The organism is Streptomyces sp. NPDC048383, from assembly GCF_040651775.1.
In the GTDB taxonomy this organism is placed as follows: domain Bacteria; phylum Actinomycetota; class Actinomycetes; order Streptomycetales; family Streptomycetaceae; genus Streptomyces.
This window is the reverse complement of sequence record NZ_JBEZKS010000006.1, coordinates 61455-77728: the sequence shown is the minus strand read 5'-3', so window position 1 is coordinate 77728 and position 16274 is coordinate 61455. Positions and strand designations below refer to the sequence as shown.

General features: G+C 72.8%; 17 protein-coding genes. 8 read left to right on the top strand and 9 right to left on the bottom strand.

Going from position 1 to position 16274, the window contains the following annotated elements; genetic code table 11:
- Nucleotide 1 precedes the first annotated feature (1 nt).
- Complete coding sequence (locus AB0D46_RS06970; RefSeq protein ID WP_362876230.1) at nt 2-808, bottom strand: alpha/beta fold hydrolase; 807 nt, start codon at nt 806-808, stop codon at nt 2-4.
- A gap of 140 nt (nt 809-948) precedes the next feature.
- Between AB0D46_RS06970 and AB0D46_RS06965 the strand changes: the two genes are divergently transcribed.
- Nucleotides 949-1635, top strand: a complete 687-nt coding sequence (locus AB0D46_RS06965) for a GNAT family protein (protein ID WP_362876229.1) — start codon at nt 949-951, stop codon at nt 1633-1635.
- Nucleotides 1636-2178: 543 nt separating this feature from the next.
- Nucleotides 2179-3144, top strand: a complete 966-nt coding sequence (locus tag AB0D46_RS06960; protein ID WP_362876313.1) for an alpha/beta hydrolase-fold protein — start codon at nt 2179-2181, stop codon at nt 3142-3144.
- On the opposite strand, the gene AB0D46_RS06955 is transcribed toward AB0D46_RS06960, so the two are convergent.
- Nucleotides 3122-4591 carry a carboxylesterase family protein gene (locus tag AB0D46_RS06955; protein ID WP_362876228.1) on the bottom strand — a complete coding sequence of 490 codons (1470 nt, stop codon included), beginning with the start codon at nt 4589-4591 and terminating at the stop codon, nt 3122-3124. The two genes, AB0D46_RS06960 and AB0D46_RS06955, sit on opposite strands and share 23 nt — an antisense overlap.
- A 246-nt stretch (nt 4592-4837) precedes the next feature.
- Here AB0D46_RS06955 and AB0D46_RS06950 point away from each other — a divergent pair, with 246 nt between their 5' ends.
- Nucleotides 4838-5167: a hypothetical protein gene (locus tag AB0D46_RS06950; protein WP_362876227.1), complete on the top strand. Its 330-nt coding sequence runs from the start codon at nt 4838-4840 to the stop codon at nt 5165-5167.
- Nucleotides 5168-5262: 95 nt separating this feature from the next.
- Nucleotides 5263-5553 (top strand): chaplin, encoded by a 291-nt coding sequence (locus tag AB0D46_RS06945; RefSeq protein ID WP_362876226.1) that lies wholly within the window; start codon nt 5263-5265, stop codon nt 5551-5553.
- Nucleotides 5554-5632: 79 nt separating this feature from the next.
- Here the strand turns inward: AB0D46_RS06945 and AB0D46_RS06940 are convergent, their stop codons facing one another.
- From AB0D46_RS06940 to AB0D46_RS06930, 3 genes are all read right to left on the bottom strand, one after another.
- The gene (locus AB0D46_RS06940; RefSeq protein ID WP_362876225.1) at nt 5633-6496 is read right to left on the bottom strand and encodes a tyrosinase family protein; all 864 of its coding nucleotides are present in this window, start codon (nt 6494-6496) and stop codon (nt 5633-5635) included.
- Nucleotides 6497-6596: 100 nt separating this feature from the next.
- Nucleotides 6597-6968, bottom strand: a complete 372-nt coding sequence (locus tag AB0D46_RS06935) for a tyrosinase family oxidase copper chaperone (RefSeq protein ID WP_362876224.1) — start codon at nt 6966-6968, stop codon at nt 6597-6599.
- Between the two features lie 59 nt (nt 6969-7027).
- Complete coding sequence (locus AB0D46_RS06930) at nt 7028-7570, bottom strand: GNAT family N-acetyltransferase (RefSeq protein WP_362876312.1); 543 nt, start codon at nt 7568-7570, stop codon at nt 7028-7030.
- A 340-nt stretch (nt 7571-7910) separates the two neighbouring features.
- Between AB0D46_RS06930 and AB0D46_RS06925 the strand changes: the two genes are divergently transcribed.
- Nucleotides 7911-8213 carry a heavy metal-binding domain-containing protein gene (locus tag AB0D46_RS06925; protein ID WP_362876223.1) on the top strand — a complete coding sequence of 101 codons (303 nt, stop codon included), beginning with the start codon at nt 7911-7913 and terminating at the stop codon, nt 8211-8213.
- A gap of 90 nt (nt 8214-8303) precedes the next feature.
- Here AB0D46_RS06925 and AB0D46_RS06920 read toward each other — a convergent pair whose 3' ends face one another.
- Complete coding sequence (locus AB0D46_RS06920; RefSeq protein WP_362876311.1) at nt 8304-8786, bottom strand: MarR family transcriptional regulator; 483 nt, start codon at nt 8784-8786, stop codon at nt 8304-8306.
- Between the two features lie 233 nt (nt 8787-9019).
- Here AB0D46_RS06920 and AB0D46_RS06915 point away from each other — a divergent pair, with 233 nt between their 5' ends.
- Nucleotides 9020-10150, top strand: coding sequence for an NADH:flavin oxidoreductase (locus AB0D46_RS06915; protein ID WP_362876222.1), 1131 nt, complete (start codon nt 9020-9022; stop codon nt 10148-10150).
- A gap of 355 nt (nt 10151-10505) precedes the next feature.
- Here the strand turns inward: AB0D46_RS06915 and AB0D46_RS06910 are convergent, their stop codons facing one another.
- From AB0D46_RS06910 to AB0D46_RS06900, 3 genes are read right to left on the bottom strand one after another with little or no spacing between them, the layout of a single operon-like run.
- On the bottom strand, nt 10506-11627 hold the full coding sequence (locus AB0D46_RS06910) for an acyl-CoA dehydrogenase family protein (protein ID WP_362876221.1): 1122 nt from the start codon (nt 11625-11627) through the stop codon (nt 10506-10508).
- On the bottom strand, nt 11624-12814 hold the full coding sequence (locus AB0D46_RS06905; protein WP_362876220.1) for an acyl-CoA dehydrogenase family protein: 1191 nt from the start codon (nt 12812-12814) through the stop codon (nt 11624-11626). Before AB0D46_RS06905 ends, AB0D46_RS06910 begins: the two co-directional genes overlap by 4 nt.
- On the bottom strand, nt 12811-13794 hold the full coding sequence (locus AB0D46_RS06900; RefSeq protein WP_362876219.1) for an NADPH:quinone oxidoreductase family protein: 984 nt from the start codon (nt 13792-13794) through the stop codon (nt 12811-12813). The genes AB0D46_RS06905 and AB0D46_RS06900 overlap by 4 nt, the downstream gene beginning before the upstream one ends.
- 212 nt (nt 13795-14006) lie before the next feature.
- Between AB0D46_RS06900 and AB0D46_RS06895 the strand changes: the two genes are divergently transcribed.
- Nucleotides 14007-15137 carry a hypothetical protein gene (locus tag AB0D46_RS06895; RefSeq protein ID WP_362876218.1) on the top strand — a complete coding sequence of 377 codons (1131 nt, stop codon included), beginning with the start codon at nt 14007-14009 and terminating at the stop codon, nt 15135-15137.
- Nucleotides 15138-15244: 107 nt separating this feature from the next.
- The gene (locus tag AB0D46_RS06890) at nt 15245-16141 is read left to right on the top strand and encodes an SDR family oxidoreductase (RefSeq protein WP_362876217.1); all 897 of its coding nucleotides are present in this window, start codon (nt 15245-15247) and stop codon (nt 16139-16141) included.
- The last annotated feature ends 133 nt before the right edge of the window (nt 16142-16274 follow it).

Genomic DNA, 16274 nt, shown 5'->3' with positions numbered 1-16274 from the left:
CTCACCGGTCGGCGAGGAACTCCAGCAGCGCGCGGTTGACCGCCTCGGGTTGCTCCACGCCCGGCAGGTGACCGGCCCGGTCGATCACGGTGAGCCGGGCGTGCGGAGCGAGCCCCCGCATGGCCTCGGCCTCCGCGACCGGGGTGTAGACGTCGTCCGCGCCCACCAGCAGGAGGCAGGGGACCGTCGCGGGCAGGGACCGCAGGACGGGCCGGTAGTCGGGCCGCTCGGCCCGCCCGCGCAGCGCGGCCGCCGCACCCTCGGGATCGGTGGCGCACATCATGGCCCTCACCCGCGCGGCCGCCTCGGGCAGGCCGATCACGTTGTAAGGCGCCAGCATCTTGTCCATGACCTCGTTCGCATACGGCTCCATCCCTTCCGCGAGGAGCCGCTCGGCGAGCTCCAGACGGAACTTCCTGCCGTCCTCGGTCTCGGGGACGGGAGAGGTGTCGCAGAGCACGAGAGCCCGTACCAGACCCGGGTGGCGCAACCTGACCTCCAGCGCGATCTGCCCGCCCATGGACACACCGCCGACGACCGCCTGTTCGATGCCGAGACCGGCGAGCAGCGCGGCAAGGTCGTCCGCGAACCCGGCGAGCAGGATCTTGCCGGGGCTGACCGGACTTTCCCCGTATCCCCGCAGGTCAGGCGTGATCACCCGGTAGCCGGCGGCCGTCAGGGCCGCCGTCTGCGGGGCCCACATCGACCGGTTGAACGGGTGCCCGTGGATCAGGATCACGGGCTCTCCGTCACGGGGTCCCGAGTCGTCGAAAACCAGTGCCGCGTCGTTGCCGAATTGGGGGTTCATGAGAGGACTTTAAGGGGCTACATTGAGCCACTCGCGTTCACCTGACAGCCCGTTGCCTTTCACTCGCGTTTTGCGCGGGGGGCGACGTCAGGAGCGCAGACTGTGCAACCACCCCACCGCCCAGAAGGACCGAAGGCTCCGTGCCCGTACCCGTACTCCTCGCCGGCCGCTCCGCGCGGCTCGAGCCCCTCGCCCTCCACCACACCGAGGCCCTGGCCGTGGCCGGGGCCGAGGATCGTACGACTTACGCCTTCACTCCCGTGCCGCACGGGTTGCAGGCGTCCCACGAGTACATCGAACGCGCGCTCGCCGATCAGGCGGCGGGTCGATCGCTGGCGTTTGCCGTGGTCAGAGCCACAGATGGGCGGGTCGTCGGTTCGACCCGCTTCCTCGAACTCGACTACTGGCAGGGTCCGCTGGTGTGGCCCGCCGTCCCCGGGGTTCCGTTCGGTGATCCGACGACCGCGATCCCCGACGCGGCCGAGATCGGGAACACCTGGCTGTCCCCGAGCGCGCAGGGAACAGGGATCAACACCGAAGCGAAGCTGCTCATGCTCCGGCACGCCTTCGAAACCTGGGGCGTGCGCCGGATCTCACTGCGGGCCGACGCCCGCAACGGTCGCTCGCGCGCCGCGATGGAACGTCTCGGCTTCACCTGCGAAGGGGTCCGCCGGGCCCACTCGCGGGGGCTGGACGGCGCGGTGCGCAGTACGGCCTTCTACTCGGTGCTCGACGAGGAATGGCCCACCGTCCGGTCGGTCATCGAACTGCGGATCGCGGGCGCCGCGCCCCGCAAGCGGCGCCGCAAGACACTGATCCCGGCGTAGCGTTCCTGCCGCCGTACGGCGCACGTCGGTGCGCCGTACGGTTACCCCCGAGCACCTCCGACCCCGTCGTCCACGGCCCCGCGCCGGCGGCCTGCGGGGTCGTTGGCAATGGCCTCCCCCAAGGAATGTCAAGAGAAGGGAAAATGCGGAACCTCGGGGATCTTTCGTTCATCATTCGAACGGAAGCGTCCACCCCCCGACGGGGCAGCAACAGCCGGAGAGCCACCGCACATGTCGTACTCGCCCGACGGGCCGCACCAGCCGCCGTACCGGCCGCAGGGACAGCCTCCCCAGCCGCCGCCGCAGCAGCCCTGGGGTCAGCCTCCGCACGCCCGGCAGCCCCAGTCCACGCCTCCCTACGGCCAACCCCGGGTGCCGTACGGGCAACAGGGCTACGGGCAGCAGGGCTACGAGCAGCGGGACCAGTACGGCGGTTACGGGTCCCCGTACGAGGAGGAGCCGCCCCGCCGACCGTCGCGGGTCCGGCGCTGGGTGATCGCGGGCGTCTCCGTGCTGGCCCTCGCGGGCATCGCGGCGCTCGTGATGAACCACTTCGAGATACCCCCGTTCACCGACAAGGGCAAGGCCGTGTCGTTCGGCGGGCCGAACGGCAAGGGCAACGGCAAGGCCGCCGCGAACTCGAAGATGTCCATGCCCACCGGTCCGGCGGCCGAGTTCAAGAACTCGATGACCCTGGGCGACGGCACGCACGTCGCGGTCACCACGGTGACGGGCAAGAAGTCCGGGTTCACCGGCAAGGTCTGGGTGTGGGCGCCCAAGGAGTACGACGACCCGAAGTTCGCGAAGAGCGGCTTCCCCGTCATGATCGCCCTGCCCGGCGGCGCCGGTTACCCCAGCAACTACTGGATGGGCACCGACCTCGGCCTCCAGACGAGCATCAGCAAGTGGTACTCGGAGGGCAAGAGCAAGCCCTTCATCCTGGCGATGCCCGTGCTGAACCCGGGACCGGACGACAAGGGCGTCTACTGGGACGGCTCCGACATCCCCGGCCAGCCCAAGATGGGCAGCTGGCTGACCGAGGACGTTCCGGACCTGATGCGGGAGAACTTCCGCACGGTGAAGTCCCGTGACGGTTGGGCCTTCATGGGCTCCTCCACCGGCGGGTTCGCGGGCCTCAAGGCCGTCCTCAAGCGCCCCGACAAGTTCAAGGCCGTGATCGCCTCCGGGCCGGACATCGTCCCGGACTCCTCCCTGTGGAAGGGCCACGACAAGGAGAAGGCCGAGAACAACCCCGAGCTGCTCGCCAAGCAGCTCATCGACAAGAAGGGCCCGGAGGTCTACCTGGCCTTCCAGGTCGGCGACAGCGAGAGCAACAAGAAGACGTTGCCCGACGTGCAGAAGTTCGTCGCCACCTACGGCAAGGGCCCCATCCACACCAGCCTGAAGGTCATCCCGGGCGGCAAGCACAACGCCAAGACCTACGTGCCGAACATGGGCGAGGGCCCCATCCAGTTCATCAGCCAGGTCATGGAGGGCCCGGTCGAGTAGCGGACGTCCCCCGGGACCCGTCCGCCACGCCCCGCTCCGCCCGCTCCGGCCCGCCGAACGCCTTCGGCGGGCCGGAGCCGTCCCAGGGTTCCCAGCCCGGGTCCCCCGAGACGGCGAAGGCGACCCAGGCGGCGTGCATCTCGTCGGCCAGGGCCTGCGGGGCGTCGGGCCCGGCGAGCCAGGAGGACTCCGGGACGCCGAGCGTGTCGAAGACGAAGCCCAGCTCCAGGGCGTGGCAGGCACCGAGGCCCGGTACGCCGCTGCTCCACCGGAACTCGTACAGGTGGCTCGGCGCCCGCCGCGGGGCCCCGGCGAGCAGCCGCAGGGGGTCGCGCAGGATTCGGTCGGTGAGCAGTTGCCCGGCCAGGTCGGCCGCTCCGAGCCCGGGATGCGCGGCGCGCAGCGCCCGTACGGCGGCCCGGTCCTTGCCGCTGCGCAGCCGCGCCAGGGACACGGCCGACGGACCGAGCCGGTCCAGCAGCCGCATGCCACCGGTGGGCGCGAGCCAGAGGCGGTGCTCCTGCGCGGTCCAGCCCAGCAGGAGCGGTACGTCCGAGGCGACGGCCGCCGCCGGCGGGTCGGCGGGGAGCGTGTCCGGGTCGGAGACCAGACCGAAGGCGGGGCCGCCCAGCACGGGTGAGGAGCGGCGCAGCACCACGGCCTGGGCGGCGAGCAGGGCGGGCGTCCCGGCCGCCGCGAAGGCGGTGGCGGTGGCGGGCACCTTGAGCAGCGAGGCCATCCGGCGCACCATCGCGCGCACCTTCTCGTGGGGCGTCGCCTCGGGGGCGCCGCTCTGCAGGACGGCCCGGGCGAAGAGGCCGGCGGCCCGGGGGGCGCCGAGCAGGGCGCCGATGCTGATCGCACCTGCGGACTCGCCGAAGAGGGTGACCCGGGCCGGGTCCCCGCCGAACGCCGCGATGTTGTCCCGGACCCACTCCAGGGCGGCGATCTGATCGAGGAGGCCGCGGTTGGCGGGGGCGTCGGGGAAGAGCCCGTAGCCGAGGACGCCGAGCCGGAAGTTGACCGAGACCAGGACGACCCCGTCACGGGCGAAGGCGGCGCCGTCGTAGACGGGGACGGCGGAGGACCCCCGGGTGTGGGCGCCTCCGTGAATCCACACCATGACCGGCAGCCCGGCTCCGGGGGCGGGGTCCGGGGTCCACACGTTGAGGTTGAGGCAGTCCTCGCCCGGGATCTCCGGATCGGGGAGCAGCGCCGCGAACGTGGGCGGGTAGGGGACCTTGGGCGCGGTGGCCCCGAACGCGCCGGCGTCCCGTACGCCGTCCCAGCGTGCCGGGGGCTCGGGCGGGGCGAAGCCCAGGGCGCCCACGGGCGGAGCCGCGTAGGGGATGCCCCGGAAGACGGCGGTCCCGCCGGCCTCCCACCGACCCTCGACGGTGCCGTGTCCGGTGACGACCCGGGGCCGGCCCCCGCCCGCTGCGCTCATGCGTCCCTCCCGCGTTCGCCGTGGCCCCGGTGGTGGTGTGGCTGTCGTGCGGCAGCGGGAGGGCGGCCGGGGTGTCCCGTGTACGTCACACCCGCACGCACGACCCCACCCGGACATCCCACCATGTGCCCATCACACGTTGTGCCCACTACACCGTGTGCCCATCACACCTTGCGGCACGGTCGCACAGCCGTCCAACGGGTGACAAGGCGTGACCCCTCCGGGGGCCCTTCGGGTTGACCGGCCATGCGAGCGATCCTCAGGCCCCGCGCCCTCAACGGGCTCCTTCCCCTCCTGTTGCTGGCCGTGGCGGCTGCGGCCGGTCCCGCCACGGCGGCCGGTCCCGACTTCCAGTACGTCGGCCAGGACGACCAGGTCCACGGCCTGACCGCGCCGAAGGGCTGCGTGACGGCGGAGGGCGGCGGCTCCCGGGCCGTCACGAACCGGACGCGGGGCACCGCGATCCTCTACCGCGAGCCCGGCTGTCGGGGCGCCGTGGTGGCGGAACTGAGGCCGGGAACGGTCACTCAGGTGCGTCCGTACTTCGCTTCCGCCCGTTTTCCGGTCACCGGGTAGGCCCCTGAACCGTGACCACTCGGCGGTCGCGGCGTTGTATGCCATGTCAAATGCCGCATTACTTGCGGCGCCCCACGTTTCACGAGGAGATCTTGATGTCGCGTATCGCGAAGGCATTCGCCATCACCGCCGTCACCGGTAGCGCCGTGGTCGCCGGTGCGGGTCTGGCCGTCGCCGATGCCGGAGCGCAGGGTGCGGCGGTCGGCTCCCCCGGTGTGCTGTCGGGCAACCTGCTCCAGGTTCCGGTTCACGTCCCCGTCAACGTCTGCGGCAACACCGTGAACGTGATCGGCCTGCTGAACCCGGCCTTCGGCAACACCTGCGTCAACGCCTCGGGCGGCTCCCACAGCACCGGTGACCACCACACCGAGGGCTACGGCGGCTGATCGCGCCCCACTGATCGAAGGGCCCCCGGCTTGCGCCGGGGGCCCTTCGCGTGTGCGGGGCCTCGACCCCGCACGGACCTCACTCGTAGCGGTAGGTGCCCTGGTGGCCGAGCAGCTCGCGCGGGGTGACGTCCCACGGCGGCATCGGCTCGTCCAGCGCGATGACCCGGCCGCGCTGGAAGTCGCCCAGCGGAAGCGGGGCCGCCGGCAGGTAGCCGGAGCCCGGATGCTGCTGCTGCCAGCGGTCCCAGATCAGGTCGACGAAGGCGTGGTGCAGCCAGAAGGCCGGGTCGTTGGGAGCCGTCCCGCCGGTCATGTGGCCGCCGATCCACTGGTGGACCTTGTTGTGGTTGCGCCAGCGCTCGCTCTTCGGCGCCGCCCAACCCTCCAGCTTGTTGCGGAAGCCGCCCGCGGTGGCGGTGGAGTCCCACGGCGAGGTGTCGTACGCGGGGTCGTCCAGCGCCCACCGCAGCTCGGCCGGTGTCGGCAGGGCGATCGGATTCCCCGGGCGGCCGAGGTTCCGGGTGAGGAAACGGGCCTCGGAGACGCCGACGGTGACCGTCCAGTTGCCCCGGTCGTACGCGAAGGGGCCGGTCATGACCCGGCGGTCGCTCTCCCGGCCGGTGCCGCCGAGGAAGTCGTCCGCCCAGAGGGAGGAGACGGGGCTGGTGTCGGTCGTCCAGTCCCAGTACGGGACGGAGACTCCCGGGTCGACGGCTCGCAGTTGCCGCTCGAACTCAAGCAGGTAACGCCGGTGCCAGGGGAAGAACGACGGGGACATGTGGCCCACGCGGAGCTTGCGGTCCCGGTCCGGGACGAAGTACTTGTCGTGGGTGCGCACGAGCGAGTCGTAGGTGCCGTTGCGCTTTAGTTCCAGTACGGCCGCCGTGAAGCGCTTCTTCTGGGCGCTGGTCAGGTTCTTCTGGTTCTGCCGGGTGTACAAGGGGCTCCTCCCGATTCCCGAATGCCGATTCCCGTTGCCGATGCCCTCGTGCCGACGCCTACTTGTTGACGCCCGCGCGCGGGCGCCCGCGTGCTGTCCGTCAGCCGTGGTGCGGGGCCGCGAGGGCCAGCTGGGTCGTGCCGAGTTCGTCGACGGCGGCGCGGGCCAGCTCCATCGGGGTCCCGTAGGACTGGAAGTGGTTGATCCCGCTCAGGTAGCTGCCGTCGGCGCGGCGCATCACGTGCAGGGGCCGGCCGTCGATGCGGACCGACGCCGAGACCGGGTCGACCGCGATGTGCCGGCCGCGGTACGTCTCCTCGGCGAGCGGGGCCGGGGTCAGAGTCTGACGGGGACGCCGGGCCCGCAGTACGGGAGCCACGGCCGCGGCCGTCCCGGCGAGCACGGCCGCGGTGAAGGCCGTACGGAGGAACGCGCGACGGGTGAAGGGTGCGGCGCCGGGGCTTGCGTACATACGGTCTCCCTCGCTCGGTGGTCCGCGTTACGGGGTCTAACGCGGAGCGGCGGGCGAGGTCACCTCTCGGGGTCGTCGTCCTTCGGGTGCTTGTAGAAGAGGGTGGTCGGACGCAGCCGTCCCTCGGGGTCGGTGGCGTAGTCCGGGATGGTGCCGGCCTCGGTCCAGCCGGCGGACCGGTAGACCCGCTCGGCGCCGCTGCCGGTCTCGGTGTCGAGGAACATCAGCACCACTCCGGCGCGGGCGGCCTGCGCCTCGGCCTCGGCGAGCAGCGCCCGGGCCGTACCGCGGCCGCGGGCGGCCGGGTGGACCATCAGCTTGCGCAGTTCGGCACGGTGGCGTCCGTTGGGCTTGGACTCGCGGTACCAGGAGACGGTGCCGTCGAGGCCGCCGTCCGCCCCTCGGGAGACCCACAGGGCGAGGGCGCCCTCCTCCACGGAGGGCGCCAGGGAGTCCCACCAGGCGGCGGCGGCCGCGTGGTCCAGTCCGGCGAGGAACCCGAGGGAGGCACCGCCCTCGACGACGTCCACGAGGAGCGCGGCGAGTTCGTCGCGGTGGGCGCGCAGGGCCGTGGCGGAGAGCCGGGTGATGCCGGCCGTCATGTGGTGCGTCGTGCGGTGCGTCATCCGGTGAGGATAGGGATCAGCGCGGGGTCCGCTGGAGGCGGGGCAGGTGGAGGTCCCGGAAGGTGGCGGCCGCGCAGAGGACGAAGAACCGGCCGGCGCCGACCACGCTGCCCTCGGTGTCAGGGGTCCGACCTCGCGCAGGCCCGGATGGGCGGCCGCACGGGCCAGGGCGGCGGTCGCGTAGACCTCCTCGCGGAGCGGCAACGGGGGGAACGTGCGATCGAGCGACGAGCGGATCCGGGACCGCTTCACGACGCAAGTCGGTTGCCACCACCCTGCCCACGATCGCGCGTTCGGGGCGCGAGAGGATGGCTCGATGGACAGAAAGCTGAAGAAGGAAATCGAGGAAGGGTGGAAGCGGGAATGGGCTGCCCGTGAAGACAGCCGTAGCTTCTACAGTGTGACCGTGCCCGCACCGCCGGACCCGCACACCGCTCTCGGCATCGTCGCCGGATACCAGCAACCCACTGTCATGGAAGCGGTGGCGAGCATGCAGAGCGAAGCCCGCAAACTTGACGCGGACGGTGTGCTCGGCGTTTCCGTCATCCCGCAGGTCACTTCGCACAGTACTTACTTCGTCGCCTATGGCACTGCCGTCCAATGGGCTCAACCGGAATAGGCGGGAGTACGCGGACGCCCCTAGCAGGTGGTCAGGGCCGCTGTCGGCGGACAGGAGCCGGGGGCATCCCCAAGGGGTTGTTCGGGCAGGTCACGGCCGTTGCCGGTCCCGGGGAGGGTGTGGGCCCGGTGCCGCCGCGGAGGTGTCCTGCTCCGTTTCCTCCGCGCGCGGCCAGTACCGTCCTTCGAGGGCCTCGGCGCTGCGGTTGAGGCGGATCAGGACGTCCTCCAGCTCCCGCACCTCCTCCGGGGACCAGTCGGCGACGACCCGGGCCAGGCAGGAGCGGTTGACCTCGCGGTCCTCGGCGAGACGGAGCTCGCCTTCGGCGGTGATGCGCAGCTTGCGGGCCATGCCGCCGTCCGGGTCCGCGACGCGTTCGGCCAGTCCGCAGCGCAGCAGGGCGGCCGTCTGGCGGTTCACGGTGGAGGTGTCGAGCGCGAAGGCCTCCGCCAACTGCCCGATGGACATGGGGCCTTGGGTGTCGATCCGACAGAGCAACAGGTACGCGGACCGCTCCAGGCGTTCAGGATCGCGCTCGCGCCGGGCCAGCACTTGGTGCCGCGAGAGCAGCATCAGCTCCCGTTCCAATTTCTCCAGCACTGCGCCTCCCACACCTCCTCGCTCCTTCCGGCGCCCCATTATCGCGGACCCGCATCCCGCCTGACCCTGGCAGGGGCGGCCACGGACGACTCCCGACGGAGGGGGATCGGGACCATGCCGTCAATATGCATGATACATAACATGTGTATTATGCACTTCTCCTCGTTGTCACCCGACGAGCCACAGCTTCACACCGGAGGGCCCGCATGACCGTCACCACGTCCACCGCCTCCCGCGCCGCCGAGATCCTGTCCCGGCCCGTCACGCTGAACGGACTGACCGTCCCCAACCGCATCGCGATGGCTCCGATGACGCGCATGTTCTCCCCCGGCGGTGTGCCGGGCGAGGACGTGCAGGCGTACTACGCCGGCCGCGCGGCCGCGGGTGTGGGCCTGATCGTCACCGAGGGGACCTACGTCGGCCACGATTCCGCCGGGCAGAGCGACCGGGTGCCGCGCTTCCACGGCGAGGACCAGCTGGCCGGGTGGGCGAAGGTCGCCGCGGCCGTGCACGAGGCGGGCGGCACGATCGTGCCCCAGCTGTGGCACATAGGCATGGTCCGCAAGCACGGCGAGGCCCCGTACGCCGACGCGCCCGCCGTCGGCCCCTCCGGCATCCGCGTCGACGGCACCGAGGGGACCGGCAACGCGATGACCCGCGCCGACCTCGACGACGTCATCGGCGCGTTCGCCGACGCCGCGGCGGAGGCCGCACGGATCGGCTTCGACGGCGTCGAACTGCACGGCGCCCACGGCTACCTGCTCGACCAGTTCCTGTGGGAGCGGACCAACCGCCGCACCGACGCGTACGGCGGCGACGCGGTGGCCCGTACGAAGTTCGCCGCGGAGATCGTCGCGGCGGTCCGCGAGCGCGTCCCCGCCGACTTCCCGGTGATCTTCCGCTACTCGCAGTGGAAGCAGGAGGCGTACGACGCCCGCCTCGCGCAGACCCCGGAGGAGCTGGAGGCGATCCTGGCACCGCTGGCGGCGGCGGGCGTCGATGTGTTCCACGCGTCCACCCGTCGCTACTGGATCCCGGAGTTCGAAGGCTCGGACCTGAACCTTGCGGGCTGGACCAAGAAGCTCACCGGCCTGCCGACCATCACCGTCGGCTCGGTCGGCCTCGACGGCGACTTCCTCCGCGCCTTCGCAGGCGAGGGCGCGGCGCTCGGCGACATCGACAACCTGCTGGACCGCATGGAACGCGACGAGTTCGACATGGTCGCCGTCGGCCGGGCCCTGCTCCAGGACCCCCAGTGGGCGGCGAAGGTCCTCGGCAACCGCTTCGACGAACTGAAGCCGTACGACGCGGCAGCACTCAAGTCGCTCAGCCGGTAGCCTGCAGGCGCCCGCAGCCGTTCGATCGGCCGCCTCCGAGTGCCCCGCGAAGTCGGTCCGCCGACGCCCCGGGGCGCTCGCCCGCCGGTCCGCGCCATGGACGGACATCCTCGCCACGCCGGCTCGGCGCACCTCACGGTGTCCGCCAGGAACTCGGCGCCGGGCGGAGAAGAACCCCCTTCCCGTGTCAGTGCCGCCCCGTAGGCCGCGATACGACCGGTCCTGTCCCACGGTTTCATCCGAACTCCCCCTCCTCCGCCAGGAATCCCACTGTCGTTTACCAGCGGGGAGGGCCGCGCCCCCCGGGCGGGGGAGGCGTCTCCCCCGCCCGGGGGAGACGGTCCCGTCGCGGGGTCTACGGGGCCGGGAGTTCCGCGAAGTCCGCGACGAGGCCCCGGTGGTGGCCGGCCGTGCCCAGGGTCAGCGAATCCGCCTTGGCCCGCTTCAGGTAGAGGTGGGCCGGGTGCTCCCAGGTCATGCCGATGCCCCCGTGGAGCTGGACGCACTCCTCGGCGGCCCGGACCGCGACGCCCGAGCAGTAGGCCTGCGCCACGGCGACGGTGAGGGGTGCGTCCGGGGCTCCGGTGGCGAGGGCGTCGGCGGCGGCCCGGGCCGCCGCGCGGGCGGAGGCCACGTCGAGCCACAGTCGGGCGAGGCGGTGCTTGAGGGCCTGGAAGGAGCCGACGGGCCGGTTGAACTGGTGGCGGCCCCGCACGTATCCGACGGTCTCCGTCAGGCACCACTCGGCGATTCCGAGCTGTTCGGAGGCGAGCAGCCCCGCTCCGCTGAGCAGGGCCCCGGCGATGGCCGCGCGGGCGGTGGCGGGGTCCGCGAGGCGGGTACCGGGCGAGCCGTCGAGGGTGACGCCGGCCGGCGGACGGGTCAGGTCCAGCGGGACCGGCGCCGTGAGGGTGACGGAGGCCGCGGGGACGGCGTGGAGTCCGGTGTCGGCGATGACCAGCAGGACGTCGGCGGCCCCGGCGTCCGCGACGGAGGTGACCGTGCCGGTCAGCGCCCCTCCCCCGGCGTCCCGCGCGGGGTTCGGTAGCGGGGCGCCCGGGGCCAGGGTCAGCGGCAGGGCCGGTACGCAGATCTGCCGTCCGGCGGCGAGTTCCCCGAGCAGCGCGGCCACTTCGGGGGTCGAGGTATCGCAGCCGAGCAGGATCTCCGTGGCGAGGACGGAGCTGGTGAGGTACGGGAGCGGGGCGACGGAACGCCCGAGTTCCTCCAGGACCACGGCGGCCTCCCGGTGGCTCGCGCCCTGGCCGCCGAGCTTTTCGGGGACGAGGAGTCCGGCGGCGCCGATCCCGGTGGCGAGGGTGCGCCACAGGTGCGGGTCGTGGGGGCGGCCGGTCTCGGCGCGCGCGAGGACGGTCGCGGCGTCGCAGCGGTCGGCGAGCAGGGCCCGTACGGCGGAGCGGAGTTCCTCCTCGGTCTCGGAGTACAGCAGGTCGAAGGGGGCGCGCTCGGCCGTCATCGGGAGAGGTCCTTCCAGGCGAGGTCCTTGTCGTCGCGCGGCTCGGCGGGCAGGCCGAGGACGCGTTCGGCGACGATGTTGAGGAGGATTTCGCTGGTGCCGCCCTCGATGCTGTTGCCCTTGGCGCGCAGGTAGCGGTATCCGGCGTCGCGGCCGGTGAAGTCGACGGTTTCGGGGCGGCGCATCGTCCAGTCCTCGTACAGGAGGCCTTCCTCGCCGAGGAGTTCCACCTCCAGTCCGCTGATCTCCTGGTTGAGGCGGGCGAAGGTGAGTTTCATGCCGCTGCCCTCGGGGCCGGGCTGTCCGGCGGAGAGCTGCTGGCGCAGTCGTTCGCCGGTGAGGCGGGCGACTTCGGCCTCGACCCACAGGTCGAGCAGCCGTTGGTGCAGGGCGTGGGTGCGCAGGGCGGGGCGTTCGCGCCAGGCCGCCGCGACGGGGGCGATCATGCCGCCTTCGCGGGGGATGCGCATGCCGCCGATGGAGACGCGTTCGTTCATCAGGGTGGTGCGGGCGACCGCCCAGCCGTCGCCGACGGCGCCGAGGCGGTGGGCGTCGGGGATGCGGGCACCGGTGAGGAAGACCTCGTTGAACTCGGCTTCTCCGGTGATCTGGCGCAGCGGCCGGACCTCGACGCCGGGGGCGTGCATGTCGCACAGGAAGTAGGTGATGCCGCGGTGCTTGGGCACGGTGGGGTCGGTGCGGGCGATCAGGATGGCCCAGCGGGCGGTGTGGGCGCTGGATGTCCATACCTTCTGCCCGTCGACGACCCACTCGCCGTGTTCCTCGTCGAGGACGGCGCGGGTGCCGAGCGCGGCGAGGTCGGAGCCGGCGCCGGGCTCGCTGAAGAGCTGGCACCAGACCTCCTCGCCGGTCCACAGGGGGCGCAGGAAGCGGGCCTTCTGCTCGTCGGTGCCGTAGGCCAGGATCGTGGGCGCGGCCATGCCGAGGCCGATGCCGATGCGGCGCGGGTCGTTGTCGGGTGCTCCGGCGGCTTCCAGCACGGTGTCCACGGCGGCCTGGAGGGAGCGGGGAGCGCCGAGGCCGCCGAGGCCCTCGGGGTAGTGCACCCAGGCGAGGCCCGCGTCGAAGCGGGCGCGCAGGAAGTCGGTCGGTTCGGTGCCGGCCGGCGGATGGGCGGCGAGCAGGTCCCGCGCGCGGGCGGCGAGTTCGGTGGCGGTGAGGGTCATCGGGTGCCTCCGTCGAGGGCCGGTACGACGACCAGCCGGCCGGTCGTGGCGCCGTCGGCGAGCCGCTGTACGGCGTCGGCGACCCCGGTGAGCGGGACGCGTTCGCTGATCAGGGGCTTGATGGCGCCTTCGGCGGCGAGGCGGGTGAGTTCGCCGTGGCAGGCGAGGACGGCCGCGGGGTCCTTCGTCGCGTACAGGCCCCAGTGCAGGCCGAGGACGGCGTAGTTCTTGACGAGGGCGTGGTTGAGGGCGGGGGTGGGCACGGTGCCGCCGGCGAAGCCGACGATCACGATGCGGCCCTCGAAGGCGACGCACTTGGTGGAGGCGGTGTAGGCGTCACCGCCGACCGGGTCGTACACGACGTCGGCGCCGTGCCCGCCGGTGAACTCCTTGACCCGGGCGGCGATCCCGGCGGCGTCCTCCTGCGTGCGGTCGATGACGAGGTCGCAGCCGAGTTCCTCGGCGACGCGCTCCTTGTCCTTGCCGCCGACGACGCCGATGACGGTGGCGCCGGCGGCCTTGCCGAGTTGGACGGCGGCGCTGCCGACCCCGCCGGCGGCGGCGTGCACCAGGAGCGTCTCGCCGCCGCGCAGGCGGGCGCGGCGGTGGAGGCCGAACCAGCCGGTCTGGTAGCCGATGTGCAGGGCCGCCGCCTCGGCGTCGTCGAGGCTGTCGGGGGCCGGGAGCAGGGCCCGGGCGGGGGCGGTGACGTACTCGGCGAAGCCGCCGTGGGGCAGGCTCGGGTTGGCGATGACCCGCCTGCCGTCGTCGGTTTCGCCGCAGATCTCCACGCCGGGGGTGAAGGGCAGCGGCGGCCGGATCTGGTACTGCCCCCGCACCAGCAGCGCGTCGGGGAAGTTGATGTTGGCGGCGAGTACCTTGAGCCTCACCTCACCCTCCCCGGGTACGGGTTCGGGGACCTCTTCGAGGCGCAGGGCCTCGCGGGGCTCTCCGTGGGTGTGTACGCGCCATGCCTGCATCCGGGGCCTCCAGCCGCCGTCGAGGAACCATGCTCGGCGGCATACTAAGCGGTCGCTTGCGTTCTTGGGAACCAGCCCGTCCAGGGCGAAATCCGGACGACCCGCGAGCGGAGGGCATGCTTGCGGCCATCGCCGCGCGTCCCTCCGGACAGCATGTGACCCGTACCCGTCGTGACATGGCGGGGTAGGTCACCGGACCCGGGGGGAACCGAATGAAGCACACCACGGCAGCGGCGGCGGCCGCAGTCGCTCTGGCCGGACTGATCACGGCGGCCGGTCCGGCCGCCGCCGCACCGCCGCCCTGCACGCCGGACGTCCTGCGCCTGGAGGCCCTACCCGTCGGCGCCCCGGGCGGTTCGTTCGTCGATCGCGTGAACGCGCTGGGCAAGGGGGACCTGGCGGTCGGCACCTCGCGGCAGCAGCCCGCGTACTGGCGGGGCGCCCGCGTCCACGCGGTACCGCTGCCCGCCGGGTACACCTCGGGCGAGGTCCGCTCCGTGAACGCCAAGGGGCTGATGGCGGGCACCCTGAAGCAGGCGGGCAGCGAAAACCGCGTGCTGTTCACCTACCGGCAGGGCGCGGCGGCCGTACGACTGCTGAGCGCCCCGGCCCCGTCCCCCTACGAGGGCAAGGCCTTCGTCAGCGACACGGGCCACGTGGCCGGTCTGGACGGCACGGTCGCCCGGGAGTGGGTGAACGGGCAGCCCGTCCGTACCCTGGAGCTGCCGCCGGGCAGCGATCCCCGGGCCCGGATCACCGAGGTCAACGGCATCAACAAGCGCGGGGACGTCCTGGGTTCGGCCCTCGTGCACCACGAGACGCAGGACGGGTTCGTCCACCGTTCCTACCCGGTGGTGTGGCCCGCCGGTGGCGGGCCGGCGCAGGGGTTGGTGCCCGCGAGCGAGGGCGACTACTCGCGCACCACCGAACCGACGGGCATCGACAACGCGGGCACGGTGGTGGGCCACGAATCGGAGGGCTGGCGCGACATCCGGCGCGACGTCGGCCACCTGTGGCGGGCGCCGTACACGGCCGCCCCGGCGCCGTCCCCCGATCTGCCCGGACAGAGCGAGCTGATCGCGCACGCGATCAGCCCGACCGGCCGGGTGGTGGTGGGCATGGCGTACTCCTGGGAGGACTTCGGGTACCCCAAGCCCACCCAGGCCACCTACCGGACCGGCAACGGCCTGGTGAGGGCCCTGCCCACGCCGACGGCCGGGGCGCACGGCGAGGCGACCTCCGTGTCGGGCGACGACCGGGTGGGCGGGGCCGAATGGTCGCCGTCCGGCGGCCGGTTGCTCGTGTGGACCTGCGCGAGCAAGCAGGCGTACGCGAAGGGCTGAGCCAGGGCCGTGACGGGTCGGGGGCGTTCACGACCGGGCCGGGTCCGGAGCGGTCCGGGCCGTCACGGGCATGGTGATCCGAGCGTCCGCACGCTATCGATGGGCGCATGGACACCCCAGCGCGCGGCCTGCCCGCGCCTCCCCCGCCCGGATCCGCCGCGCTACCCCCCGGCACCTATGGGGGGCAGGTCGTCCTCGTGACGGGCGGCGGGTCGGGGTTGGGCAGGGCCATCGCCGCCGAGTTCGCCCGGCTCGGCGCCGATCTGGTCATCGCGGGCCGTCGCGCCGGCCAGTTGGAGGCGGCCCGCGCGGAACTGGCCGCCGTTCCCGGGGCGGGCCGGGTGACGGCCGCCGTCTGCGACATCCGCGACCCCGAGCGGGTCGCGGACGTCTTCGACGCGGCCGAAGCGGCGCTCGCCCTCCCCGACGTACTGGTCAACAACGCAGCCGCCAACTTCCCCTGCCCGGCGGAGGACCTCTCCCCCAACGCCTGGCGGGCCGTCGTCGACACCACGCTGACCGGCACCTGGTTCATGACCCGCGAGTTCGGCCGCCGTCACCTCGCGGCCGGTACCCCCGGTTCGATCGTCAACATCGGCGCCTCGTACGCATGGACGGGCGGCCCCGGTTTCGCCCCCAGCGCGGCGGCGAAGGCCGGGGTGAAGAACCTGGTGGAGACCCTGGCCGTCGAGTGGGGCCCGTACGGCATCCAGATCAACGGGCTCGTCCCCGGGCTGTTCCCGCACGCCGACATGTCCGAGGACATTCGCGGCGGCCTGGAGCGGGCCGCCCCCGGCGCCAAGGACGCCCGGCAGCCCGCCCTGCGCGTGGGCGTCCCCCGCGAACTGGGCTGGGCTGCCACCTTCCTGGCCTCCCCCTACGCCCGTTTCGTCACCGGCCACACCCTCGTGGTCGACGGCGCCAACTGGCAGCGCCGGAGCCTGGTGAGCCCCGAGGTCGTACCGCTGCGGGAGCAGTTGGGGCGGCCGCCCTTCGGCCACTGACCGGGGGCGGCTCCGGGCGGCGCGTACGGGACCGACGTGCGCGGGACCGGCGCGTACAGGACCGGCGTGCGCGGGACCGACGTGCGCGGGACCGGCGCGTACGCGCGGGCCGACGTCCGCGCGGGCCGGCCCC